This window comes from Candidatus Competibacter denitrificans Run_A_D11 (assembly GCF_001051235.1).
GTDB lineage: Bacteria > Pseudomonadota > Gammaproteobacteria > Competibacterales > Competibacteraceae > Competibacter_A > Competibacter_A denitrificans.
The window spans coordinates 13,105-38,074 of record NZ_CBTJ020000037.1 but is presented as its reverse complement, the minus strand read 5'-3'; the positions used below and the strand labels follow the sequence as shown (position 1 = coordinate 38,074).

Annotated in this window: 17 protein-coding genes; 10 read left to right on the top strand and 7 right to left on the bottom strand. The window is 57.5% G+C overall.

Translation table 11 applies throughout. The features are described 5' to 3' along the window. The first annotated feature begins 102 nt into the window (after positions 1 to 102). Both prsK and prsR read left to right on the top strand, forming a co-directional pair. Entirely contained in the window at positions 103 to 2,181 is a 2,079-nt protein-coding gene (gene prsK / locus BN873_RS07880) for an XrtA/PEP-CTERM system histidine kinase PrsK (RefSeq protein WP_048672590.1), read from the top strand. A gap of 11 nt (positions 2,182 to 2,192) precedes the next feature. Continuing rightward, entirely contained in the window at positions 2,193 to 3,545 is a 1,353-nt protein-coding gene (prsR, locus tag BN873_RS07875; RefSeq protein WP_048672588.1) for a PEP-CTERM-box response regulator transcription factor, read from the top strand. An 84-nt stretch (positions 3,546 to 3,629) separates the two neighbouring features. Here the strand turns inward: prsR and smc are convergent, their stop codons facing one another. The 5 genes from smc to BN873_RS07850 all read right to left on the bottom strand — a co-directional run bounded on the left by smc (position 3,630) and on the right by BN873_RS07850 (position 15,400). After that, positions 3,630 to 7,133: a chromosome segregation protein SMC gene (gene smc / locus BN873_RS07870; RefSeq protein WP_048672586.1), complete on the bottom strand. Its 3,504-nt coding sequence runs from the start codon at positions 7,131 to 7,133 to the stop codon at positions 3,630 to 3,632. A gap of 31 nt (positions 7,134 to 7,164) precedes the next feature. After that, positions 7,165 to 7,635, bottom strand: coding sequence for a chemotaxis protein CheW (locus tag BN873_RS07865; protein WP_048672585.1), 471 nt, complete (start codon positions 7,633 to 7,635; stop codon positions 7,165 to 7,167). 60 nt (positions 7,636 to 7,695) lie between these two features. Next, positions 7,696 to 12,585 (bottom strand): Hpt domain-containing protein, encoded by a 4,890-nt coding sequence (locus tag BN873_RS07860; RefSeq protein WP_048672584.1) that lies wholly within the window; start codon positions 12,583 to 12,585, stop codon positions 7,696 to 7,698. 107 nt (positions 12,586 to 12,692) lie between these two features. Then, entirely contained in the window at positions 12,693 to 14,753 is a 2,061-nt protein-coding gene (locus BN873_RS07855; protein WP_048672582.1) for a methyl-accepting chemotaxis protein, read from the bottom strand. Between the two features lie 74 nt (positions 14,754 to 14,827). Then, positions 14,828 to 15,400, bottom strand: coding sequence for a chemotaxis protein CheW (locus tag BN873_RS07850; RefSeq protein WP_048672579.1), 573 nt, complete (start codon positions 15,398 to 15,400; stop codon positions 14,828 to 14,830). A gap of 265 nt (positions 15,401 to 15,665) precedes the next feature. Between BN873_RS07850 and gshB the strand changes: the two genes are divergently transcribed. From gshB to BN873_RS07820, 6 genes are all read left to right on the top strand, one after another. After that, the gene (gene gshB, locus BN873_RS07845; protein ID WP_048672577.1) at positions 15,666 to 16,661 is read left to right on the top strand and encodes a glutathione synthase; all 996 of its coding nucleotides are present in this window, start codon (positions 15,666 to 15,668) and stop codon (positions 16,659 to 16,661) included. Next, positions 16,633 to 17,763, top strand: coding sequence for an energy transducer TonB (locus BN873_RS07840; RefSeq protein WP_048672575.1), 1,131 nt, complete (start codon positions 16,633 to 16,635; stop codon positions 17,761 to 17,763). The genes gshB and BN873_RS07840 overlap by 29 nt, the downstream gene beginning before the upstream one ends. Positions 17,764 to 17,810: 47 nt before the next feature. After that, entirely contained in the window at positions 17,811 to 19,811 is a 2,001-nt protein-coding gene (locus BN873_RS07835; RefSeq protein ID WP_048672572.1) for an amylo-alpha-1,6-glucosidase, read from the top strand. Positions 19,812 to 19,949: 138 nt separating this feature from the next. Next, positions 19,950 to 20,777 (top strand): shikimate dehydrogenase, encoded by an 828-nt coding sequence (gene aroE, locus BN873_RS07830; RefSeq protein WP_048672569.1) that lies wholly within the window; start codon positions 19,950 to 19,952, stop codon positions 20,775 to 20,777. A 136-nt stretch (positions 20,778 to 20,913) separates the two neighbouring features. Continuing rightward, complete coding sequence (locus tag BN873_RS07825) at positions 20,914 to 21,441, top strand: universal stress protein (RefSeq protein ID WP_048672567.1); 528 nt, start codon at positions 20,914 to 20,916, stop codon at positions 21,439 to 21,441. 31 nt (positions 21,442 to 21,472) lie between these two features. Beyond that, positions 21,473 to 21,862, top strand: coding sequence for a DUF4124 domain-containing protein (locus BN873_RS07820; RefSeq protein WP_048672564.1), 390 nt, complete (start codon positions 21,473 to 21,475; stop codon positions 21,860 to 21,862). A 54-nt stretch (positions 21,863 to 21,916) separates the two neighbouring features. On the opposite strand, the gene BN873_RS07815 is transcribed toward BN873_RS07820, so the two are convergent. After that, the gene (locus BN873_RS07815; RefSeq protein ID WP_048672562.1) at positions 21,917 to 22,096 is read right to left on the bottom strand and encodes a hypothetical protein; all 180 of its coding nucleotides are present in this window, start codon (positions 22,094 to 22,096) and stop codon (positions 21,917 to 21,919) included. Between the two features lie 143 nt (positions 22,097 to 22,239). Between BN873_RS07815 and BN873_RS07810 the strand changes: the two genes are divergently transcribed. Both BN873_RS07810 and BN873_RS07805 read left to right on the top strand, forming a co-directional pair. Next, a complete protein-coding gene (locus BN873_RS07810; RefSeq protein WP_048672560.1) occupies positions 22,240 to 23,109 on the top strand; it encodes a squalene/phytoene synthase family protein in 870 nt (289 codons plus the stop codon). Between the two features lie 38 nt (positions 23,110 to 23,147). Continuing rightward, positions 23,148 to 23,891, top strand: coding sequence for a YciK family oxidoreductase (locus BN873_RS07805; protein ID WP_048672558.1), 744 nt, complete (start codon positions 23,148 to 23,150; stop codon positions 23,889 to 23,891). Here the strand turns inward: BN873_RS07805 and rluB are convergent. Continuing rightward, entirely contained in the window at positions 23,860 to 24,948 is a 1,089-nt protein-coding gene (gene rluB, locus BN873_RS07800; protein ID WP_053085267.1) for a 23S rRNA pseudouridine(2605) synthase RluB, read from the bottom strand. The two genes, BN873_RS07805 and rluB, sit on opposite strands and share 32 nt — an antisense overlap. Positions 24,949 to 24,970: the final 22 nt, after the last annotated feature.

The window sequence follows — 24,970 nt, the reverse complement described above, 5'->3', positions numbered from 1 at the left end:
GTGATTGGGGAGTGGTTTGCCTAAAGCGAATCGTTTGCAGTGACGGTGAAGCCCTAACTTTTTTCATCGGGTAGGGCGGAAGGTTGACTCGGCGGAGTATCGGTGAGCGAAGTAGCGTTTATCAGTCATGGACTGGCGGCTGTTGCTTGGCTGTTGTTACTGTTATTGCTATTGAGCGGTTGGCGAGGTCGGCTGCAAGGCGGCTTGCTGGTCATCGCCACCCTCATCAGTGTTCCGTGGGCGCTGCGGGCTGCTTTGCATTCTCACGGTGCCGTCACCAGTTCCGACTGGTGGTATCAAAGCTTGGAAGTGGCCCGCAGCGTAGCTTGGCTGGTTTTCCTAGCCCATCTGCTTGAACCGGCGATACAGGAGGCGTGGGTTAAGCGCGGTTGGCTTTGGAAGTGGGCACTGCCCATCGGGTCTGGGGTACTCCTGTTAGGGATTGAATTGGGTGAGTGGGGGGATCTTGCGGTGTATCTGCCACCCGATGTGGCTATTCTCGGTCATATCGGTTTCGCCGTCGGTGGCTTGTTTTTTATTGAACAGTTATTCCGCCGTACCCGTCCGCAGCAGCGTTGGGCAACCAAATTTCTATACCTAGGACTAGGGTTGCTATTCGGCTACGATTTTTTCCTTTATGCCGATGCCTTGCTGTTTAAGCAGATGGACCCAGGAATTTGGCAAGCGCGCGGGTTCGTCAATACCATGGCCGTGCCGCTATTGGCGGTAGCGGCCGCCCGCAATCCCAAATGGTCGGTCGAAGTGTTTGTATCCCGTCAGATCACGCAATATTCCACGGCTATCTTTGGGGCGGGGATCTATCTGCTGTTCATGGCAGGAGTCGGCTATTACATTCGAGAGTTCGGCGGAACCTGGGGCACCGCTTTACATGCAACTTTTTTGGCTGGCGCCGGTGTGCTGTTGGCGACTTTATTGTTTTCCGGCCAATTGCGGGCGAAGTTGCGTGTCTTTCTTAGTAAACATTTTTACCATGCCAAATACGATTATCGCCAGGAATGGTTGCGTTTCACGCGAACTCTGTCCATTGGGGAAGCGAACGAGCCACCGCGTACCCGATCCATTCGGGCGGTGGCCGAAATCGTTGATAGCATGGGGGGACTATTATGGGTTCGCAGTGGGCCGAAATACTTTAGTGTGCGGGCGAGCTGGAACATGGTCGAACCCATGATCCGCCGCGAGCCGGTCGATGGTTCACTGATAACGTTCCTCGATCAGCGCCGTTGGGTGATTGATTTAAAACAGTATGCGGCGACCCCTGAAATCTATTCAGAGTTAATTTTGCCGGACTGGTTGGGTCAGATGCGGCAGGCTTGGCTGGTAGTACCCTTATCACAAGGGCAGGAATTGAATGGTTTTCTCGTGCTTGCCCAAGGCAACGCTCATCGAGCGCTTAACTGGGAGGATCACGACTTACTCAAAACCGCCGCCGGTCAAGTTGCTGGCTACGTGGCGTTGCTCGAATCCAGCGAAGCGCTGTCGGAGGCTCGTCAGTTTGAGGCTTTTCATCGTTTATCAGCTTATGTAGTGCATGACCTCAAAAATATTGCGGCACAACTGGCGCTTGTCGTCGCTAACGCGGGTCGGCACAAAGCAAATCCAGCCTTTGTCGAAGATGCATTCAGCACGGTCGCCAACGCTACCGGGCGAATGAACCGGCTGTTGACACAGTTACGCACCGAGCGGGCGTCGGGCCGAATCACTTCATTGGCACTCGCTGAAGCCGCGCAGCAAGCGATTGCGGTTCGCATCGGCCAGCTACCCAAACCCATCCTGCACCTAACACCTGGCCATGATCCGTGGGTGCGGGTGGATCGAGACCGCTTGGTCGCCATCCTGGAGCATTTGATTCAGAATGCTCAGGAGGCTACAGGACCCAAAGGTAAAGTCGAAGTCCGAGTTCGATCTCAGGAGCATACCGCAGTCGTTGAGATTCGCGACGATGGCTGCGGGATGGATGAGCGCTTTATCCGTGAGCGACTGTTTCGCCCGTTCACTACCACCAAGGGGAACGCCGGCATGGGGATTGGCGTTTACGAGAGCCGCGAGTTTGCTTTGGGGGCGGGTGGTGAATTGACCGTGGACAGTAGACCGCAAAAGGGCACTCTATTCTCCCTGTATCTGCCTCGCGTCGAAAATCCTGTGATACCGGTACCCGGTTAGGGAGTCATGCAATGGAAGCAATCGGCCAGAAGTTACTGATCGTCGAGGACGATCCAGGATTGCGTAACCAACTGCGCTGGTGTTTCGACGGGTACGAGGTGCTTGAAGCGGGAGACGTGGAGAGTGCCATGAAACGGGTGCGTGCTGATGGCCCGGCTATCGTGTTGTTGGATTTGGGCTTGCCCCCAGACCCAGCCAACGCCTCGGAAGGGCTTAAGGCACTGGGGCAGATCCGAACGGTAGCTCCCCATAGCAAGATCATCGTCGTTACCGGCAACGATGATCGCCAAAACGCCTTACGTGCCGTTGCGATGGGTGCGTACGATTTCTACCAGAAACCGGTCGATGCCGACGTGCTGCGGCTTCTGGTTGATCGGGCCTATAACCTTTATTTACTCGAACAAGAAAATCGGGAATTGCTGGCTCGCCAGACTAGCGCCCCGTTACACGGCATCATTGCCGCTAGCCCAGCCATGCTCGCCATCTGTCGTACGATCCAAAAGGTGGCTCCCACCAGCGCCAGCGTACTGCTTTTGGGTGAGAGCGGCACCGGCAAGGAACTGCTGGCGCGCGCACTGCATGATATGAGTCAGGCCAAGGGTGCTTTTATCGCGATCAATTGCGCTGCGATTCCCGATACGTTGCTGGAAAGTGAACTCTTTGGTTACGAAAAAGGCGCCTTTACCGGAGCGGCTAAGCAAACGCGGGGCAAGATTGAGTACGCAGAGGGTGGCACGCTGATGTTGGATGAGATTGGCGATCTGCCGCTACCGTTGCAAGCCAAGCTGTTGCGGTTTTTGCAAGAGCGGGTCATCGAACGGATTGGGGGGCGCCAGTCGATCACCGTGGACACGCGGGTGATCTGCGCTACCCATCGTGATTTACTGGCATTGATTGCCGAAGGTCAGTTTCGCCAGGATCTTTATTACCGGGTCAGCCCTGTGACGGTACGAATTCCACCGTTGCGCAAGCGGGAAGGGGATACGGTTCTGATCGCTCGGGCGCTGCTAAATACGCTCAGTCGGGAATTAGGTAAAGCCCAATTGAGCTGCACCCCCGGTGCGCTGCAAGCTTTGCAAACCCATTCCTGGCCGGGGAATGTTCGGGAATTAGAGAATCGACTCAGGCGCGCGGCGATTATGTGTGAATCCGGCCAAATTACCGCACAGGATTTGGAACTGGACTCGATAGAGGTGGCTGATTCGCCGTTAGATCTACGTGAGGCCCGCGAACGGGCTGAGCGTCAGACTATCCATCAGGCAATGGTTTATGCCGATGGCAATGTTTCGCGCGCTGCTGAATTGCTCGGCGTTACCCGGCCTACCCTATATGGGCTGCTCAACCGCTACGAGATCAAGGTTTGAGGGCTAAGGCTGTGCTGTGAGGCCGGCATTGATCCAAATCCTCGGCGCTGCGGTACCGGTTCAGGCTTGGAGTACGGCCGTGTCTTATCCCACCGCCGCTAGCCGTAAAGCCTCTTCGACATCGACGGCGACCAGTCGCGATACCCCGGGTTCTTGCATCGTCACGCCTGCCAAATGCTGGGCGATTTCCATGGTCGCTTTATTGTGGGTCACAAAGATGAATTGTACCCGCGCCGCCATCTCCCCGACCAAAGCACCAAACCGGCCGACATTGGCTTCATCCAACGGTGCATCCACCTCATCCAACAGGCAGAACGGCGCAGGATTGAGCTGAAAGATCGCAAATACCAGGGCGATGGCGGTCAGGGCTTTTTCGCCTCCAGACAACAAGCTGATTGAACCGATCCGTTTACCGGGCGGTTTCGCCATGATCGTTACCCCTGCGTCGAGGGTATCTTCACCTGTCAAAGCCAAATACCCTTGACCACCGCCAAACAGGCGGGGAAACAAATCCTGTAAGCTGATGTTCACTTGGTCAAATGTTTCGCGAAAGCGGGCGCGAGTTTCTCGGTCAATCTTGCGGATGGCGTTGTCCAGGACACTGAGCGCCTCGCACAAGTCTTCATTTTGTGTGTCAAGATATTTTTTACGCTCAGAGAGTTGAGCACATTCTTCCATGGCGGCCAAATTGATTGGCCCCAAGCGTTGGATACGCCGTGCCACTTGATCCAACCGTGCTAGCCAAGCCGATTCAGTGATCTCTGCTGGTAAGTTTGCGAGCACCGTTTCCGGGTCAGCGGCGAGTTGACGCAATTGCTCGCGCAAATTCTGCTGATGAATGCGTGCTTCGGTGGTGGCGAGCCGCCGTTCCTCAATGAGCCGCCGTTGGGCGGTGGCCTGCCGTTCGTGCTCACCCCGCGCCTTCTCGCCAGCTTCCAGGGCGGCATCATGAATTTCCAACTCCCTGCGGGCTGCTTGCAACGCGGTTTCGGCTGCGATCTGGGTTTCAAGCCAGCCGGCTAGCTCTTCCTCAGCAGCGGCCAGAGTGCCATCCGTCTCGCCGGCCAGTTCTTCCTGTAAATGGCTGTGGCGGGCGATTAGTTGTTGCCGCTGCGTATCTAGGCGTTCAATAGCTAGATCGGCACCCGCTAGACGGGCGCGCAGCGTTTCGATAGTCACCGTCTGGTGGGTCACTTCGCGGTGAGCCGCTTCGATCTGTACCCGCTGTTGTTGGATCTCGCTGCTTGAGCGGTGGCGCGCTGCCGCCAACTCGGTTTGCATCATGCGTAAACTGACTTGCGTCGCAAGCGCTTCTTCTAGCCGTAAGCGAGCTATTTGCAGATCCTCGTGAGCTTGCTGATATTGCTCCTCGTTTGCAGCCTGCTCTGCCAGCAACGCCGCGTTGCGCTCGCGGGCTTGTGCCCAGCGCGCATGAGCGGCCTGCAATTGACCTTGTAGGCTGGCCAATTCACGCTGTTGTTGGTTCACGGCATCTCGCACAGCCCGCCGCCGCGTTTCCAGCGCTGCAAGCCGCGCTCGAAGCGTTTCAGCATGTGACGATTGCTCAGTCAGGGTGGCTTCCGTAGCCTGCAACTCGGTTTCAAGCTGACGGATTTCTCGCTCGCGCCGCAAGATTCCCGTGTCCTCACCCGGTGGCATTCGTAGCCAATGCCGCCCGCACAATAAGCCGTCGGGTGTCACCACGCTTTCATTGCCGTTCAAGCGAGAACGCTGTGCCAAGGCTTCCGCCAAGTCAGTTGCGGTCATCACGCCATCAAGAAAATCGGTAAGTGACCATGGCGCGTGAATTTTACCGGCTAATCCAGCGAGCGATGTATCGATAGCCTGCGGGCCGGTTGGCTCAAACAGCGTCAGATGGCCGTGGGGAACATCAGCCGGCATTGCGATGATGCCAGCCAAGTCGGTGACGCAAATCGCATCCAACCAATCGGCTAGTACCGATTCCGCTGCCGCTTCCCAACCTGGCTCTACCTCAAGGCACTCCGCCAAACGCAGGGCTTTCTCCAAGCCGTGCTCCCGCAGCCAGTCGTTACATTCTCCCGCATTTCGGCTAAGCGCGGCTTCTTGTAAAGTTTGCAAAGAGATCAAGCGAGCGCGTCCGGTCTGCGCGTGTTCCCGCGCCAAGCCAATGCCGAGTTCGGCTTCGGTAAGGCTATCCCGAAGCACGCTCAATGCGGCGATGATTTCGCCTAAACTGGTTTCATCGCGCTGCAATCGTTCGGTGCAGTCGCCTTCGCGCGCTTGTAGATCAGCCTGTTCGCCATCAAGATCAGTGGCTGACCAGCGTCCCTGCTCGTGCCGCAATCGCGCCAAACGCTGCTCATCTTGCAGTAACTGCCGTTCAAGGTGCTGAATCCGGGTGCGTTCGACCTCGATTTGACGTTCGGCTGCACCGGTACGTTGACTATGCTCGTGCCAAGCCATGTCGGCGGCACGCACTGTGGGTTCAGTGGTGGCGAGCATTTCCGCGAGTGCTACTTCAGCGGCTAAAGCATGTTCCAGAGCCAGTTCAGCGGCAGACAATGCTTGTGCCCATTGATCTTTCTGTGTCTGATCTTGCCGCAGTTGCGCAGCGATTTGCTCTAAGGCCAACGCGGTTTGGGCACGCTCATCTTCACGGCGCCGCTGTCGTTCACGCTGATGTTCGAGGTAATTCTCCAGCCGACTGATTTCGGCACCAACACGATAGTAGCGGCCTTGGGCTTCGTGATAGGTTTCGTTGAGTGTGGCTCGCTCAATCCGCCCTTTTTCCAGGGTTACCTCTCGGTGGCGCTGCGCCGCCAAAATGGCTTCTAGCTGCGTTTCTTGCTGGCGTAGCGCTTGTTCGTCCGCTTGGCAAATGACGTGCAATTGCTGCCAGCGCAGGGCGGCCAGTTCCGCCTGTAAACGTCGCTCCTCGGCCCGATGCTCCCGATAGTGGGTGGCAGCCCGCGCTTGGCGCTCGACATGTTGTAGTTGACGATTAAGCTCCTCACGGACATCGTTCAACCGATCCAGATTCTCTCGGGTGTGGCGAATGCGGGTTTCCGTCTCGCGGCGACGTTCCTTGTATTTGGAAATGCCCGCCGCCTCTTCCAGAAAGACTCGTAAGTCCTCCGGTCTGGCTTCGATGACCCGTGAGATCATCCCTTGCTCGGCAATGGCATAGCTACGCGGGCCTAACCCGGTACCCAGAAAAAGATCGGCAATGTCGCGGCGCCGACAGCGGGTGCCGTTAAGGAAGTAGTTCGATTGCCCGTCACGACCAACCGAGCGTTTGACGGCGATTTCTGCGTAACTGGCCCAGGAACCACCCAAGCGGCCTTGTTCATTGTCGAACACTAGTTCGACAGTCGCTAACCCGACCGGTTTGCGGGTGGCTGCGCCGTTGAAGATCACATCGGACATCGTTTCGCCGCGCAGGCTGCGCGCCGAGCTTTCACCCATCACCCAACGCACCGCGTCGATGATGTTGGATTTGCCGCAACCGTTTGGGCCGACCACCGCAACCAGATTACTGGGCAGATGCAGCACCGTGGGGTCTACAAACGACTTAAACCCCGCCAGCTTAATTTTACTCAGCCGCATGGGCGGGACGACCAACCCCTTAATATGCGGTTCAAACCCGGCGGACCAGAGGCTGCAACACCGCTTCGATGGTTTCGATGTCGGGGATAATGGCCGGCTCGTCCTGGTAGCGCGCCCAGCTTAAAACCGGCAGGTGCAGGTCAGCGTCTTCCACGGCTGGGTTGCTTTGGAGATCGCCACGTTGCAGGTTAATCGGCCGTGGTGCGGCCGTGGCCAGAATACCGAAATGGGGCAAACGGGAATCGGCGTTGAGCGTATTGACAATGATAATGCGGGAGTGCAGATCGTCTTCGGGCGGCACCCGAAAAATCAGCCGCCCTAAACTGACCAGGGGCGTGGTGAGGTTGCGCCATAAGATCGCGCCGATCACCCAATGGGGAGCCGTTTCGATACTGAGTGGGGTTGCGAAGGGCAATACTTCGACGACAAGGCTACTCGGCAGGATGGCTTGGCCACCCTGAACAGTCGCTAAGAGACAGCGCAGGTTAGATAAAGGTTCCATAACAGTATCCGTAACGGGCAGGGCGCGAGCCGCCGAAAGTGAAGCTTGATCCAACGCACATTAGCTGATCAACGCCAGGGCGCGCTCGCCGAGAATCGTGCGGATCGCATGCATGAGTTGGTCTTCCTGGTAAGGCTTGGTCAGATAGTCGTTGACGCCCAGATTCATTGCTCGCTCGCGGTGCTTATCGCCGCCGCGAGAGGTCACCATAATGATCGGCATGTGGCGCAAATTGGGCTGGTTACGGACATGGGCGATGACTTCGAACCCGTCCATGCGCGGCATCTCGATATCCAGGATGGCCAGGTCGGGGACCTGAGTTTGCAGCATGGCCACGGCATCCAGACCATCTTTGGCGGTCGTTACCTGAATGTTGTGGCGCTCCAGAATGCGTGCCGTCACCTTGCGCATGGTGATGGAGTCGTCGATGACCATGATGGTAATTTTCTCCTGGCGCGTTTCCTGTCTGGCATTTCGGAGCGCTCGGCTTTCGAGTTGCTTCTGCGCTTGAGAGCCGATATTACGGACCAAGGCCGCCAGTTCCAGCACGACCACCACCCGGCCATCGGCCAGCACCGTGGCGCCCGAAATACCGGGCACGCCATGAAATTGTGGTCCGACCGGCTTGACAATGATTTCTCGGTTACCCAGAACAGCCTCGACTTGCAAAGCGGCGCTCGCCTCGGCGCTGCGGAACAGCAGAGTCGGGGGGCGCCGGTCGGTTACTTCCTCAAAGGACCGAATCTGACCGCTGCCCGTCAGCAGACCCAAATTGTGGATCGGGTAGTGACGCTCACCGTATTGATGTTGGACATTCTCGCCGGAGAGATAGGCTTGAAATTCGCTTTCCTGGAGCCGGATGACCAATTCGATGCTGAGCAGGGGAATCGCATAGAGCGATTCGCCGACCTGTGCCAGCAATGCCTGTGTGACCGCCAGCGAAAACGGCAGACGAATGATAAAGCGGGTGCCTTGGCCGGGGTCGGTCTGAATCAGTAAAGCGCCCCGCATCGCACGAATCGCTTCGTTGACCACATCCATGCCGACCCCACGCCCAGCAATTTGGGTGACGGAGCTGGCGGTGGAAAATCCCGGGCGTAGCAACAACGCGATCAGATCTTCAGGACTGGCAGGCTCCTCCGGCTGCAATAAACCTTTCTCTTCGCCCTTGGCACGGATCGCGGCGAAATTGAGGCCAGCGCCATCGTCGCTCAGTTCCAGCACCAGTTCCGCCCCTTCCCGGCGCAGACCCAGGGTAATGGTCCCCATCTCTGGTTTGTCATGCTGGCGGCGGATTTCCGGGGATTCGATACCATGAGCGAGCGAATTACGCAGCATGTGTTCCAATGGGGCAATCATGCTTTCCAGCACGACTCGATCCACTTCCGCGTCTTCGCCGCTGACCAGCAATTCCGCTCGCTTTCCCAACTCCTGGGCGGATTGGCGAACAACACGGCGTAACCGAGAGACGACGCTACCGAACCGGACCATGCCGGTTCGCATCAAGCTTTGTTGGATATCCTTGTTGACCTTGCCTTGTTGGTCCAACAGCGAGGTCACTTCCCGCGCATGATCGCCGAGTGAGGTACCGATATTGCCCAAGTCGTCAGCGATCTCCATCAGCGACCGGCTGACCTGTTGTAATTCGGTGAAGCGATCCAGTTCCAGTGGATCGAATTCTTGCTGATGCGATCTGGCGTCCTGGTCTTGGCGCGACTGAATGCGTGCCTCGGCTTGCGTAGCTAAATTGCCGACCTGCCGACGCAACCGAGCAATGGTTTGCTCCAGTTCACCGAGATTGAAACTCATGGCGCCGACGCCCTGATCAACTCGGGCGCGGAAGATGCTGCTTTCGCCCATCTGGTTGACCAGGTTATTCAGCAAGACGGAGCTAACGCGGATATTGTCGGCAGCCGCAGCGGCCGCCGCTGCCGCCACCGCTTTCTCGGCGGGTCGGGCGGCAGTCGCTGCCGGGGTTACGGTGGTCCTGATCGATGGCAGCAGTGGTTTGGAGCGCTCAGCCGGTTTCGAGACCAAAACGCTTTGCAACTCTTCGATCAATTCTCGTTGTGGTAGCGGTTGCTCGCCGCTGAGAACGCCGGCCAACATCTGCTGTAAACGGTCAAGCGCCCGTTGCAGTAGGTCAATTAAGTGTGACGAGCTTTTTAGCGTGCCTTTTCCCAGTCCGTCCAGAATCGATTCGGCCGCGTGCGCCAGTTCGCCGACCGTCATGAAGCCCGCCATCCGCGAACTGCCCTTGAGGGTGTGCATTTCCCGACGCAGGTTGTTCAAAAGCTCGGTACTGCTGGGGTCAATGCGCAGGCGTTGCAGAATTACGTCACTGGAATCAAGGATCTCGCTGGCCTCGACCTGGAACACCTGTACCAGTTCCTGATCCAGTTCGGTCATCGTCTGGAACGCAGCCCGTTCAGCGGACGGGGCTGCGGCTTGCCGTTGGCTGGTCGGTTCCTGCGCCAGCGCCAGCGCTTCTACCGCTGGGGAGGCAATCATGAACTCGGTCAGCGGTTTCCCTGCTACGATGCTATCGGCTAGATGGTGTAAACCACCGATAATATCGGTGGCTGGTCGCGGCTTGGTACCACCCGCCGCCTCGGCCACCATCCGATTTAACCGATCCAAGGTCTGCTGAATGGCGTCGAGCACCACAGGTGTAGCATGACCGGCGCCTTTACCGAGCGAATCCAACACCGATTCAGCCGCGTGCGCCAAGTCACCGATAGCAAGCAGATCGGACATGCGCGAGCCACCCTTTAAGGTGTGCATGTTCCGCCGTAGATCGTTGAGCAGGGCCGTATGCTCGGTTTCGCTTGCTAAGCGTTGCAGGATGAGATCGCTGGCATCAAGAATTTCGGCCGCTTCGTACTGGAAAACCTCTGCCAGCTCCAAATCAACCCCGACTGGCGTAGGCGGCGGCGCCATCCCAGTGACTGGTGTGGGAGGCACAAGTCGAGGGGCAGGAACAATGACGACAGGTCGGATGGACGGCTCTGCCACAGGAGGAGGTGCGCGATCCGTGATCGGAGCCGACGGCTCTTCTTCTGGGAGAGCGGCTATCTCCGCTGCCGGTGCTGCTTGCAGGAACGCGCGGACCCGCCCGACCAACTCAGTCATCGTTGACCGAGTTTCATGGGTGACAGGTTGATTATCGGCCAGCGGAGTTAGGATAGTCACTGCTTCGCTGATCAGATCAATCATGGCGCCGGAAGGCGCCGCTGTACCACTTAAGACTTGATTTAACAGGTTTTCGAATTCCCAAGCAAAATCACCGATCTCGGTGGCACCCACCACACGACCACTCCCCTTGAGGGTGTGGAAAGCCCGGCGAATGTTGGTTTGAGCCTGACGGTCGGTCAAATGCTGTTGCCAGATCGCGCTCTGTTGGTGAATGGTCGCCAATTCTTCACGGGCTTCTTCCAGAAAGACTTCGAGAAATTCTGGATCAATCTCCGTGGCTGGCGTGCTGGGGAATGGGATGACGGGAACCGGTGGTAATGCAGGGGTATCCACCGGCCGCTGCGAGGGCCGAGTTGTGGTGGGTTCGGTACGCGACGGCCGCATTGTCGCTGGCTCGACTTTGCCGATAGCGATCAATTCCTTCGCCCGTGCGGCTAATGCCGGCAAAGCGGCCAAATCATTTCCCCGCAGCGGGGTTTCACCCACCAACGGCGACAACGCTATCACCGATTCGCCGATAGCATCGCAAATGGCAGTGCTGGGATGCAGAGTGCCGCTCATCATCTGGTTGAGCAGATCTTCGAATTCCCAGGCAAAATCGCCGATCACAGTGGCACCGACCATACGGCCGCTACCCTTTAGGGTATGAAAGGCTCGCCGAATGGTTGTTAAAGCTTCCCGGCTGTCGAGATGCTGCTGCCAGGTGACGAGTTGTTCACGAATAGAGCCTAATTCGCTGCGGGCTTCTTCCATAAAAACCTCAACGAATTCCTGATCAGCCTCCGTTAAACCGAGCACATCAAGCAAATTGCGCTGTTCCGGTTCATCGGATGGTTCAGCGTCCAAACTGGAACTCACAGGTTCATCAGCAGCAGGCTTTGCCTCCGACCATTCGATAGACAGATCATCTTCAGATAGCGCAGGTATTGCCGTTGATTCCGAGCCAGCGGTTTGCAACTCTGAATCGACATTTGTCAGAGTTGGCGTATCTACCGCGTTATGTTTTTCCGGTTCGTCTGGCGGTTCAGCGCCTAAATTGGAAATCGCTGGGCCACCGAGATCAAAGTTTGGCTCCGGCCAATGGACAGAGAGAATCTCGTCTGACGTGGCCGGTGTTTCTGCGGATTCCGTAATACCTGCCGGTAATCTATCGTCTCCCTTATCGGAGATGGTTAAGGTCATATCCGGCGCGATAAGAGAATCTTCATCTGGACGAGCATTGTCGGTAGAGACCTTGGAAGTGGTCTCAAACGCCAATTCGGGTAGCTCCAGCAAGGTTAGTGAGTCTGCTAGATGTGCTATATCGCTTTCCACGTTTGAGAAATCCGCTACCGAAGACGGATCATCAGTCGCAGTAGGCGCTTTTGCAAGGCGTGCCTGTTGCAGTGTATTGGTCAGCGCAACCAGCGGCCCAGCCGGTAACGGCTGGTTACCAACCAGAACGGACGCCAAAAAATTAGCCAGACATTCAGTCGCTTGCCGCAACAGCGGCACATCTAGCGCTGGTAAACGACCTGCAACCACCGCCGCGACTGAAAAACGCATCTCATTGAGCAAGCCAGCGGCACTATGCTGTTTGAGAGCTTCCAATGGGCTGCGGATCTGATCAATGGCCTCAATCATCACCTCAATCGCAGCAGGATCTTTTGGGTCCTGAACATAGGCATCAAGGCTGAATTGAATCCGCTGTAGAGCCAGCGCTAAATCGTCATTGAGTGGGCCTAGCGAGCTATCGGCGAGACGATGCGAAATCATTGCGCTACCTCCATGCCGAGAACCGAGTCAACGGGCATTGGTCGCAAGAAGCGGCTCTTGGCGGGATGGCACCAACCTGCCCCATGTCCCGGTTCCGTTCGGGCGGCTTAAGCGGGAAGCCGGAAATCGGCGACGGCTTGGCGCAATTCACGCGCCAACTGGTTCAATTTGCCGATAGCGGAGGCAGTTGCTACGCTGCTCTCGGCGGTCTGGCCGGTAATCTCGTTAATTGAAACCATAGCACCCGATACCCGTGAAGCCATTTCCGACACCCGGCCGGCAGATTTGGAAATTTCATCAATCAGCTCGGCCAGATTAGCGGAAACCTTCTCAATCTCGTCCAAGGCTTCACCCGCCTTCTCCGCCAGCTTGGCGCCGCCGACCACTTCCGAGGTGCTTTTCTCCATCGAAATGACCGCTTCGTTGGTATCAGCCTGAATGGTCTTGACCAGGGTTTCGATGCGTTTGGTAGCGTTACTGGACCGTTCCGCCAGCCGTTGCACTTCATCGGCGACTACCGCGAAGCCTCGACCGGCATCACCGGCAGCCGATGCTTGAATCGCGGCGTTCAGTGCCAGGATGTTGGTCTGATCGGCGATGTCGTTGATCAGCGCCACGATGTCGCCGATTTCCTGCGAAGACTCGCCCAAGCGCTTGATCCGCTTCGAGGTATCCTGGATGTGCTCGCGGATCGCATTCATGCCGTTGATAGTGCGCCGTACCCGGTCACCGCCTTCGTGAGCAATACCGACCGACTTTTCAGCCACTTCAGCCGAGGCGGCGGTTTTTGACGATACATCATCCATGGACTGCGCCATCTGGACGACCGTTGCGCTGGCATTGTCGATCTGTCGCGCTTGAACTTCGCTGGATTTGGCCAGCCGGTCGGCGATAGCGCTGGTTTCTTGTACCGCACTCGCCACCAATCCCGAGGTATTGTTGATGGTGGAAACCAAATCGCGCAATGCTTCGATGGCATAGTTGATCGAGTCGGCGATAGCACCGGTGATGTCCTCGGTCACGCTTGCCTGAACGGTCAAATCACCCTCGGCGAGATTGCCAAGTTCATCAAGCAAACGCAGGATCGCGTCCTGGTTGCGGCGGCTTTGATCCTCGGTTTCCTGCTTGCGCAGTTCAGTTTCGCGCAGCCGTTGCTGGCTTTCGCGGTTTTGCAGGTAGACCAGGACTAACAGTGCGAGGAGGGCGAGAACCCCGAAGCCGTAAGCGATCTGGTAGTTGAAAGGGATACCGAACAAATGAAATTGGCGGCTGTTCTGATAGTAGGCGTCAAGGAGTTGACTGCTCGCTTCCAATAAGCCGTCGCCGTTTTCGGCGACACCTTGAGCCGCGTTTTGGGCTTTCACCAGGGCTGGTGCAGAATCGGCGATGCGCGACGCTTCGGTTTCCAGCGACTTGAATCGCTCGGCTAGATCCGCCACCTTGGTCGCGTTCTCTGGAAGGCTAACGCGCTCAATACCCGCCCCTCCATCCCGCATTCCTCTAAGCACTTGACCGAACAGCTTGACGTTGCGGCCAAACCGGTCGGCGGCGGCGGCAACACCAGCGCCCCCTTCGCTTAGCATACGTTTTAGATCCGTCTCAATGCGCTGCCCCAAGAGCAGTTGATTCGTCGCCTGATACACTTGGCGGGCATCGACGCGGTTATTGGCCAAATTCTTGGCGATTTCGTCGGATACCGTGATGATCGGAGTGAGAGAACTTTCCAGCAGCGGCATAAAATTGCTGGCTGCCATAACAGGCTCGCGCTCGGCCAAGAGTGTGTCGATGTTGGCTTCAATCGGCTTCCAAAGGCTTTCAAGCCGTTCCAGTTTCGGCTGAATCGACGCTGGGGCAGCGGATAACCCCAAGGAGCCACCGCCGTTTTTCTGGGCGTCAAGCAATTCCCGGAAACGCTCGCGCCCTTCCTTGAGCTTGATGAAAGCCGATTCCTTGCCGCGCGCGGCCTGAAGAGCTTCCGCCGGCAGCGAGCGGGATAGAAACCGCTGTTCGCCGACCAGTTTGACGGAAAGCTCATTTTGCCCACCCTGTCTTTCCAGGGTAGTGAAGATGATGCCCATCAGCACGATGAAGAGTAACAGCGCCCCCAACAGTGCCAAGTAGGTGAACGATAGTCCTTTTTGCGCCGACTGATCTCGCGAATCACGCATTTCTATTTCTCATTGAGATGAACCCTGAACTACCCCGACTCGCTGGCGCGGCGGGGAAATCCCAAAAAATAGCGCTAACTGGCTGCATTCAAGAACTGCGGCTCCACCAGCAGGGCGCGGGTATTGAAGACTATCCAGCACTGATTGTCGCTCCAGAACGCTTCCCCGACAAAGGGATGCAGGCTCTCCTCAACATTCTCTAGCGACGGTAGCCGGTGCTGGGGGCCGAAGTGCCGCATTCCGACGATCTCTTCTACCAGGAGGCCATAATCCCACTCGCCCGCGCGCACGACGACGATCTGGCAGCCCGGCAATTGTGGCGTGGGTCGTTCAGTCAGGAAATCCCGCAAGTCGGAGACTGAAATCACCCGCCCTCGCAGATTGGCAATCCCCAGCAGCCAACGTTTTACGCCGGGAACCTGCGTGATGCCGCGGGGAAACGGGATAATTTCGGCTACGTCATCCATGGAGAATAGCAGGTTCCAAGAACCAAGGCGTGCGGCTAACTGTCCCTTAATCTCTGAAAGCTGCGCATTGGAAGCCGAAGCCGGGGCGCGTTCGCGGATACGCCGATCCAGCTCCAACAAGATATCGAATGGGTCCAGCGCGGATGACGCTGTTGGAGAACCTAGTACCGCCTCTGCCACAGGATAATCCTCAAAAATCGGGCATTTTAGGGTCGGATGGTCATTTTCCCGACCCGACCGGCCATGGCTGCCTCCCTCAATCTGGAGCGGGCTGTCGGACCATAATTATATTGATAATCTTTTGGTGCATTTTTAGCATACTAAATGTCAGGATGCCATGGAAGAAACGGTATCCGCGCTCTTTTCGAGCGCTACGCGCGCGCCGGTACCCTGTTGATCGGCTCTGGGTATCACCAGTCTCACTAACCTAACGGACTGTTCTGTCATGACCATCAAACTCGGCGTGGTGATGGACCCCATCGCTACGATCACCATAAAAAAGGATACCACCTTCGCGATGTTACTCGCGGCCCAGGCGCGAGGTTGGCAACTACACTACTTTGAACAGGCTGATCTTTACGCCCGTGGTAATCAGTCCTTTGGTCGGACCCGCTTGCTGAGTGTTGACGATAATAAATCAGGCTGGTTCGTGTTTCGGGAGGAGCGGGAAATTCCGCTGGCGGAACTGGATGTTATTTTGATGCGCAAGGACCCGCCCTTCGACATGGAATATATCTACACCACATACCTTCTGGAGTTGGCCGAAGGGGCCGGGACGCTGGTGGTCAACAAACCGCGCAGCCTGCGCGATGCTAACGAAAAATTTTTTGCCTTGCACTTTCTCTCCTGCTGCCCACCGACGCTAGTCAGCCGGGAGCCGTCCCGCCTGAAAGCATTTCTCGGCGAACATGGGGACATTGTGGTGAAGCCGCTGGATGGCATGGGCGGTGCGTCGGTATTCCGTTTGCGCCCGCACGATCCGAATGTGAGCGTGATCCTGGAAACCCTCACCGCCCACGGCCGGCGTTCAGCCATGGCCCAGCGTTATATTCCAGAAGTAGTTGCCGGCGACAAGCGCATCCTGTTAATTGATGGTGAACCGGTGCCTTACGCGCTGGCCCGCATTCCTCAAGCGGGCGAAACGCGGGCCAATCTGGCGGCCGGTGGGCGCGGTGAAGGGGTTCCCCTGAATGAGCGGGACCGTTGGATCTGCGCACAGGTAGCGCCGACATTGCGCGCCATGGGTTTGCTGTTTGTTGGCCTGGATGTGATCGGCGATTATCTGACCGAAATCAACGTGACCAGCCCCACCTGCGCTCGTGAATTGGATGCACAGTTCGGGTTAGATATCGGTGGCGAGCTGATGGCTGCGATTGAACGACGATTGGCGAGTAGCCAATCCCGGCTGACGGATGAAGCCTATCCTCCACGATCTGGGTGAAACCAGCCGGCTGACCCTGGCGTCGTTGCTGGCGCTGGCTTTGCATGGGACCCTGCTTTTCGGAGTTCCCACTGAGCGATGGTGGCAGCATCCTTTTGAGCGACCGCCTTTTGAAGTGATTTTGCTGCCGTCGCTACAGCGACCAAGCGCTTTGGCTAATGACAAGCCTGAAAAGCCCACGGAGCCGACAGCGAATTCAGCCGAGCACGCGGTTACGCCGATTGAACCGGATGTGTTGCCAAGCCCGCTGCTACCTACGGCTCCCGTTCCGTTGCCTGCACCTGAGTTCGTAGTGCCATCACAACCCGTCGCGCCAACTCAATCGCCCCTTCCCGCGCAAACTCGCCCAGCAGCCGCGAGCCGCTTGGCTTTGAGACCGACTCCAAAGATCGAGCCGATGGATACCAGTAAAGCCAGGCCGACGGTGCGGTTGCCGAAGAAGCCGGCACTACCGCCCGAACCCATCAGACCGGTCAGCGCAAAACGCTTAGATGTCGCAACCAAACCCCCTTTAAGGCGACCGGCTGAAGCGCGTGCCTCCGGCAAATCTGTTGAGCCGGAGCGGAATGAACTCACCCCGGCGACTGTCATTCCAGCAGCGCCTCGCCCTGAACGTGAGACGCAAGCTGCTGCGACCGCCCGTTCCGCAGAGCCAAAGAAGGGTCGGCGACCGCTTGACAGCAGCGCTCTGTTGGGTCAGATCGCCAGCCTGGAAACCCAATCCCAGCGCCAAGCGCACGCGGGAGTCCGCGCCAAACGAGTCAGCCCGAACGACTCTCAATCCCTGGAAGGCTTTTATATCGGTTCCTGGGTACGCAAGGTAGAGCAGATCGGCGCCATGAATTTTCCCGATATCGCTCGCCAGTTGAACTTGAGCGCCGGCCCAACGCTGGAGGTCGCCATCCGGGCCGACGGTTCCTTGCAAGATGTTCGGGTCGTCCGCTCGTCCGGCAACTCTGAATTGGATCGAGCGGCTCAGCGAATCGTCAGACTGGGCGCTCCATACGCGACGTTTCCGCCCCAATTACGCCAGCAATACGATGTGCTCTATATCTCGCGCCCCTGGCGCTTTGAATCTAGTGGCCGGTTACGGATGCGCTGAAATCGCGTCTAAACTTGTGTTGAAACCATCGTTTAGGAGCGACAGTCATGAGCGAGATGCTACCCGATTTCATCCGTTTCGGCCGCGCGATCTGTGGTGATCTAGCCCAGGCTGAACGGCGCGAGTGGTGGCTGGGTAACGGTTTGGGCGCTTATGCCGCCGGTACCATTGCCGGCACGCTGACCCGTCGCTACCACGGCTTGCTGATAGCGCCTGTCGAGCCGCCCCTGGGCCGCTGGCTGGTCTTTTCAAAAGCGGAGGCGACCCTGATCGATGGGGAGCGGGAGATTCCGTTATTCAGCAACCGCTGGGGGAGTGGCGCGCTTGATCCGGTGGGTCATCTTTATCTGGAATCGTTTCACTTGGACGGGCGAATGCCGGTGTGGCGTTACGCCGTTGGCCGGTGGATTATCGAACAACGGATTTGGTTAGAGCCAGGCGCCAATACTGTCTATGTCGCCTGGCGGCTGGATGCGGGTGCAGCCACTCAGGCCCTGGAGTTACGAGTGCGCTTGCTAGTCAACGCGCGCGATCACCACGGCAACATGGCGCCCGGCGGGTTTACTCCACGAGTTGGAATGGTGGGGGACCGCTTGGAAGTGGTCTGCCACGACCGCTTTACCCTTCGTTTGCAAACGGCCGATGGGCGCCTGCAAGCCGCCTGGGACTGGATAGAGAACTTTGATTTGCCGCTGGAGCGGGAACGTGGCCTACCTGATCGTGATGCCCATTTGTGGGTCGGTGACGCCCTGCTGACCCTGCGCCCCGGTCAGTGGAGTGGTATTACCGCCAGCCTGCACGAAACGGCCTCCGCTGATATGGAGGCCGCATTGTGCCGCTTTCTTGATAGGGAGCGCGGTTTGCTGGCTGGCGCCCGTCCGGCGCTGGGCGGCTCCCCACCTGCGTGGATTGAGCAGTTGAGTTTGGCTGCTGACAGTTTTCTGTTCGCTCGACCGTTGCCGGATTTACCTGATGGCGAATCGGTCATCGCTGGTTATCCATGGTTTGGCGATTGGGGCCGCGACACGATGATTGCGTTGCCGGGCCTGACGCTGGCTACTGGCCGGCTGGATAGCGCCAGGCGCATCCTGTTGACGTTCGCCCGCTTTGTAGATCAAGGAATGCTGCCCAACGTTTTTCCCGGCGCAGGTGAAACGCCGGCCTACAACACCGTCGATGCCGGTCTGTGGTATTTCGAGGCGTGGCGAGCCTACCTAGAGACCAGTCATGATAAAGCGGCACTGGCGGAAGTGTTCCCTGTTCTAGCCGAGATGATCGACTGGCATGTTCGCGGCACTCGCTATCGGATCGGCCGGGATAGCGCCGATGGCTTGTTGTACGCCGGTGAGCCTGGTGTGCAATTGACCTGGATGGATGCCAAAGCCGGCGATTGGGTGGTGACGCCGCGCATCGGTAAGCCGGTCGAGATCAACGCGCTGTGGTATAACGCACTGATGATTATGGCAGAATTCGCCGAGCGGTTGGGGCGTTCGCCGCAAATCTACAGCGCGCTTGCCGCTCAGGCGCGCCAAGGCTTTCAGCGGTTTATCCGGCCGGACGGTGCCGGTTTATACGATGTGCTGGATGGCCCCACCGGTGACGATCCTAGCACCCGCCCGAATCAACTGTTCGCGGTTAGCTTGCCCCACAGTCCTTTAGATGCCGATAGGCAACGCACCCTCGTTGAGGTCTGTGGGCGTGAGCTGTTGACTTCCTATGGCGTGCGCTCGCTGACAGCGGATCATCCGCATTACCATCCTACCTATTTAGGTGGAGTTTGGGAGCGCGATGGTGGCTATCACCAGGGAGCGGTCTGGGGCTGGCTGCTTGGCCATTACGCACTGGCGGAATATCGGGTCTACGGTGACGCGGAAGCTGCCCAGAACCGTTTACAACCGATCCGCGATCACTTATTGGATGCGGGTCTGGGTACCGTCAGCGAGATTTTCGATGGTGTATCACCCCATCTGCCGCGTGGTACACCCGCCCAAGCATGGTCGGTCGCCTGTGCCCTGGAAGCTTGGCAGCGGTTGGAACAGCTCAAATAGGGGTTCGATTGACCGCAGGCGGCGTGGCAACGGTGAAATTCATCGCCCGATAGAGTCATCCATCGAGGGAACTGCAAAAATGTTCTCAGTCACATTCGGTTGTATCCCTCAAAGAAAGAATTCAATGCTGGAGATGTTATGAGTGATCTTTATGCCGTGATCGGCAATCCCATTGGCCACACGAAATCGCCCTTGATTCATACAGCGTTCGCTGAGCAAACCGGCCAACCGATTCATTACACGGCTATTGAAGGGTCACTTGGCGGATTTGCCGGTGCAGTTGATGCTTTTCGGGCTGCGGGGGGGCGTGGTTTGAATATCACCGCGCCGTTCAAGCTGGATGCCTTTGCCTATGCCACTGATCTCACCGCAGCGGCGCAAGTGGCCGGGGCGGTCAATGCCATGAAATTCGACGGTGATCGAGTGCTGGCGGACAATTTTGACGGTGTTGGGTTGGTGCGCGACATTATCCATAATTTGGCTTGCCCCATCGCAGGCCGTTGCGTGCTATTGCTGGGCGCCGGTGGAGCGGCGCGCGGCGCGTTGCCGCCTATCCTGGCTGAGAAGCCGAGTCATGTGGTGATCGTCAACCGCACTTTTGCAAAAGCACGGCAACTGGCAGAGGCGTTCGCTCACACCGGACCCGTGGATGCCGAGGCTTATAGCGCATTGCGTGATCAACCGTTCGATATCATCTTAAATGCGACCTCGGCGAGCCAATGTGGCGAATTTTTGCCGGTGCATGGTGATATTTTTGCGCCGGATTGCTTAGCCTACGAGCTAGTGTACGGCAAGGGATTGACGCCTTTTTTGAAAATGGCCCGTGACAATGGCGTTCGGCGCTTGGTGGACGGGGTGGGCATGTTGGTTGAGCAAGCGGCCGAGGCTTTTGTTTGGTGGCGTGGCGTGCGTCCAGACACGCGACCTGTCATCGAAAAGCTGACCGTGCCGCTGCTTGAAGCTTAATTTCTTCAGGACCAATTGCCACAGGAGTGTGTCTGGAATTAGGCTATCAACATACGTCAGCTATACTGGACTTAGCCGAACAGGACGTTGCGGTCATCCCGTCTCGCGTTTTTCCAAACCTGCTTGGAGCCTCACGATGTCGCCCCAGATCAAGACCATTCTGTATACCACGGCGCTAAGCCCCTATACCCGGCCAGTCCTACGCTTTGCGGTTGGGTTGGCCAACCAATACAACGCTAAGATTATCTTGCTGCATGTAGTGGAGCCGTTGAGCAGTTCAGTGCGCTTTTTGATGGATAACTATCTTCCCGCCGAAAAGGCTGATGAGTTGCACCGCGAAGCGACCAGCGGCATTTTGCAGAAATTCCACACCCGCCTGGAAAATTTCTGTGCGGAAGAACTGGGTTCAACTCTGGAACAAACACAAGTCATCTCGGAGATTCGTGTTGTCAGCGGAATGATACATGATGTGATCTTGCAGGAGGCTGACCGTTGCAATGCCGATTTGATTGTCATGGGCACGCACGCCGGTAATGAAACCCTGCGGGGCGCGCTTTTGGGGTCAACGACCCGGCGAATTACCCTGCTGTCTAAGCGTCCGGTTTTGATTGTGCCCTTTGTGCCGGCCCCAGACAATGAGTGGCCTTCCCAACGGCGTGTTTGATGAGCCTAACTTGCGATTAAGCCTGAGTCTCATGCTTGCACAGACATGCCTGGCCGCGCGCTCCAGTTGGCGTACAAGCGCACTGGCGACCGGGTTGCTGCTGATGCAGACGGGTGCTTTGGTCTGGGCCGAGGAGGGCGTTTATAGCTGGAAAGATGCCACCGGCCGTGTCCATTACAGTAATCGCCCGCCTATCGATCAGCCGGCTACACTGGTGCCCCTCAACGCCAAGCCGGTCACCGTACAACCCACCGAACGCATATATACGTGGACTGATTCTGCGGGGAAGACCCATTATGCTGCCAAGCCGCCGGCTGGTGTCGAAGCCAAGCAACTAAAAGAAGACGACAGCTCGCTTTCTACGATCCACTCCGGTCAGTTGCGCCCCGGTGAGGAAACCTTGCTGCAAGAAGTGCGCTAGCAGACACGCGCCAACTGCTCTTGACCGGGTGAAGGGTCCAAGCGGCCGGCCGGTTCATACGTTCCGCCAAGCGTCTGGCCAGCGCCGCTGCAACTCGGCTAACCATCGCTGGCGAAACCGTCGGCAGGTAGCGTCGGGCGCTCCTCGCAACAAGACGCGGTAGTACAGATAAGACGCACGGGTAATAGCCTGTTCGTTGGGTGGCAACTTGCTGATATCGCGGATGGTCATCATGGTAAACCTCGCTCACCTAAGCCATGCTAACGGGTACTTGCCAAATAACAAAGCAAATAACATGCCTATTCTTGATTGGCCTTGCTGGGTGCAGCGCAATGAGTTGGTGTGGAGTAATAACTGGCTGAGCGGGTGGTGATCCGATGTCACCAGAAGACTACTGTTACAATTTTGCAGCACCGCCTGGTTCCGACTTTCGCTACAGCTTGCTCGGATTGCCGCTCAAGCGCCGACAAGCATTGCTCGCACTGAAAGCTTTTTGTCTCGAAACCGCGCAAATCGTCTCAGAATGCCAGGATGCGGGTGTGGCCCGAGTCAAATTGGACTGGTGGCAGGCTGAAGTGGGTCGCCTGTTTGCTGGCGAGCCGCAACATCCGGTGACCCGTGCGTTGCGAGGGCCTCTAGCAGATTTCAATTTGCCAGAAGAGTATTTTCGAGAGATTCTGGATGGGATCACGATGGATTTGGATTATGACGCCTATCCCAACTTTAGTGGGTTGATGGTTTATCTGCATAGGCGAGGCAGTGTTCCGGCCCTGTTAGCGGCGGAAATTTTGGGTTATCAGGATCGACGCGCCACACCTCGCTTTGCTCATGAGGCAGGGATTGCTTTGATATTATTTGATTTCTTGTACGATGCGCGCCGCCATGCGCAATGCGGGCGACTGTATTGGCCCGAAGAGGAAATGGAGCGTTACGGGATCAAAGCGAGCGATCTGTTGGCACCGCAAACCACTGAACGCTTGCGCCAACTGTTTGCCTTTCAGGCTGAACGGATTCGTCACCACTACGCTCAGTCACTGACCCACTTGCCGACGATGGATCGTTATACGCAGTATCATCTGCTGATTCGTCTCGATCTGGCGAAGGCGCTTTTGGAGGAAATCGCCGAGGATGGCTATCGTCTTTTGGAGCAGCGCACGTCGCTGCCGCCTTTGCGCAAGCTATGGCTGGCATGGCGCTTGCGAAGGAGAGAAAAACTCCATCGTCGGCGCTTGCCGGTGGTAGCGTGAGCCACCTCTTGATCTAAGTCCGATTTGGAAGAGATACCATGAAAGATTACCATCCCACCGCTAATCTGCTAAACGACAGAGTGATTCTGGTCACCGGCGCGGGTGATGGCATCGGTCGCGTGGTGGCGCGCCGGCTCGCTGCGTATGGCGCGACGGTGATTTTGCTGGGGCGCACCATCCGTAAATTGGAACAGGTGTACGATGAGATTGAGCAGACAGGGGGACCGAAACCGGCGATCTACCCGATGAACCTGGAGGGAGCGAGTCCGAAAGATTATGCGGATTTGGCGACGATCATCGGAACGGAATTTGGCCGGTTAAATGGCTTGCTGCATAATGCAGCCCTGTTTGCAGGATTGACTCCGCTGGCCAATTACGACACGGCATTGTGGTATCGGATCGTGCAGGTCAATGTCCATGCCCCGTTTTTATTGACACAAGCCCTGTTGGGCTTATTGAACCGTGCGCCCGATGCCTCGGTGATCTTTACTGCGGACCAGGCTAGCGAGACAGGCCGAGCCTATTGGGGAGCCTACGCGGTGGCCAAGGGCAGCGCCGAAACGTTGATGAAACTCTGGGCCAATGAGTTGGAGACCAATACATCGATTCGGGTCAATAGCATTGATCCCGGCCAGGTCGGCGCTGGTCTGACTTTACGCGCCTATCCAGGACGTACCCCCGACGAATGGGTCGATCCCGAGGCGATCATACCGACTTACTTGTATCTGTTGGGGCCGGATAGCAAGGGCGTTACCGGCCAGCTTTTGCGCGCCCAGGATTGAGGGGGCGCCGAGGTGGCGAGGTTGTCTGCGTCCCACCACCATCAGGGCGGCCCAGCCGTGTAGTCCAGGGATTCGCGGCATCGCGGGATCGAGATCCGGCTCGCGGTTCGGTGCGTTGCGGTGTATTGGAGCGGCTTTGCCTTGTTTCGGGTGTATTTCGCTGACTGCCGTGTGCTGGCTCAACAGCCTCCCGCCGATTTGGTGAACGGATCGGGGCCGAAGCGGTCGGGCGTGGGTCGCCGTGAAACCTATTGGATTTTGGCGTGCCTGGCCGCTTGAAGGTGGGCCGTTGTAGTGGCGTCGCCGCAGCCGGAGGTTCTTCGAGCGGGCAGCCGGCCGCCATGAGCAGCTCGCGGATCTGCGTCAGGTTCAACTCATCCCAGCGACCGGGATGCAAACCCCGGCGAAGGACTACAGGGCCGTAACGAACCCGGATCAAGCGGCTTACCGTCACCCCCTGTGATTCCCATAGTCGGCGTACTTCGCGGTTGCGGCCTTCGCGTAAGATGACATGATACCAGCGGTTGGCGCCTTCGCCGCCCGCCTCTCGGATATCATCAAACCGCGCTGGTCCATCTTCTAGCGGTACGCCCTCGGCTAAGCGCAATAACACTTCCGGCGCGACTCCGCCCAGCACCCGCACCGCATACTCGCGCTCGATTTGCGCCGAGGGGTGCATGAGCCGATTAGCCAGTTCCCCATCCGTCGTCAACAGCAACAAGCCTTGCGTGTTGAGATCGAGCCGTCCTACCGCGATCCAGCGACCAGCGCGCAACGGTGGCAGGCGGTCAAACACCGTGGGCCGCCCTTCGGGATCACGGCGGGCCGTTATCTCGCCGACCGGCTTGTAATAGGCCAGCACCCGCCGATTTTGCCGGTCGGTATGTGACCGCACCGGTTTGCCGTCGATCTGAATTTTGTCAACCTCACTGACCTGTACGCCCAGATGGGCGAGGGCACCGTTCACGGTAATCCGCCCTTGACGAACCCATTCTTCGATCTGGCGCCGTGAACCAAAGCCAGCGCTCGCCAGAAATTTTTGTAAGCGTTCAGTCATGACGAAGATTCCATGCGCGTGT

Bases quoted from the DNA above. Each gene is read 5' to 3' on its own strand.
- prsR (WP_048672588.1), top strand. From the start codon at position 2,193: ATGGAAGCAATCGGCCAGAAGTTACTGATCGTCGAGGACGATCCAGGA.
- smc (WP_048672586.1), bottom strand. From the start codon at position 7,133: ATGCGGCTGAGTAAAATTAAGCTGGCGGGGTTTAAGTCGTTTGTAGAC.
- BN873_RS07865 (WP_048672585.1), bottom strand. From the start codon at position 7,635: ATGGAACCTTTATCTAACCTGCGCTGTCTCTTAGCGACTGTTCAGGGT.
- BN873_RS07860 (WP_048672584.1), bottom strand. From the start codon at position 12,585: ATGATTTCGCATCGTCTCGCCGATAGCTCGCTAGGCCCACTCAATGAC.
- BN873_RS07855 (WP_048672582.1), bottom strand. From the start codon at position 14,753: ATGCGTGATTCGCGAGATCAGTCGGCGCAAAAAGGACTATCGTTCACC.
- gshB (WP_048672577.1), top strand. From the start codon at position 15,666: ATGACCATCAAACTCGGCGTGGTGATGGACCCCATCGCTACGATCACC.
- BN873_RS07840 (WP_048672575.1), top strand. From the start codon at position 16,633: ATGAAGCCTATCCTCCACGATCTGGGTGAAACCAGCCGGCTGACCCTG.
- BN873_RS07835 (WP_048672572.1), top strand. From the start codon at position 17,811: ATGAGCGAGATGCTACCCGATTTCATCCGTTTCGGCCGCGCGATCTGT.
- aroE (WP_048672569.1), top strand. From the start codon at position 19,950: ATGAGTGATCTTTATGCCGTGATCGGCAATCCCATTGGCCACACGAAA.
- BN873_RS07825 (WP_048672567.1), top strand. From the start codon at position 20,914: ATGTCGCCCCAGATCAAGACCATTCTGTATACCACGGCGCTAAGCCCC.
- BN873_RS07820 (WP_048672564.1), top strand. From the start codon at position 21,473: ATGCTTGCACAGACATGCCTGGCCGCGCGCTCCAGTTGGCGTACAAGC.
- BN873_RS07815 (WP_048672562.1), bottom strand. From the start codon at position 22,096: ATGATGACCATCCGCGATATCAGCAAGTTGCCACCCAACGAACAGGCT.
- BN873_RS07810 (WP_048672560.1), top strand. From the start codon at position 22,240: ATGTCACCAGAAGACTACTGTTACAATTTTGCAGCACCGCCTGGTTCC.
- BN873_RS07805 (WP_048672558.1), top strand. From the start codon at position 23,148: ATGAAAGATTACCATCCCACCGCTAATCTGCTAAACGACAGAGTGATT.
- rluB (WP_053085267.1), bottom strand. From the start codon at position 24,948: ATGACTGAACGCTTACAAAAATTTCTGGCGAGCGCTGGCTTTGGTTCA.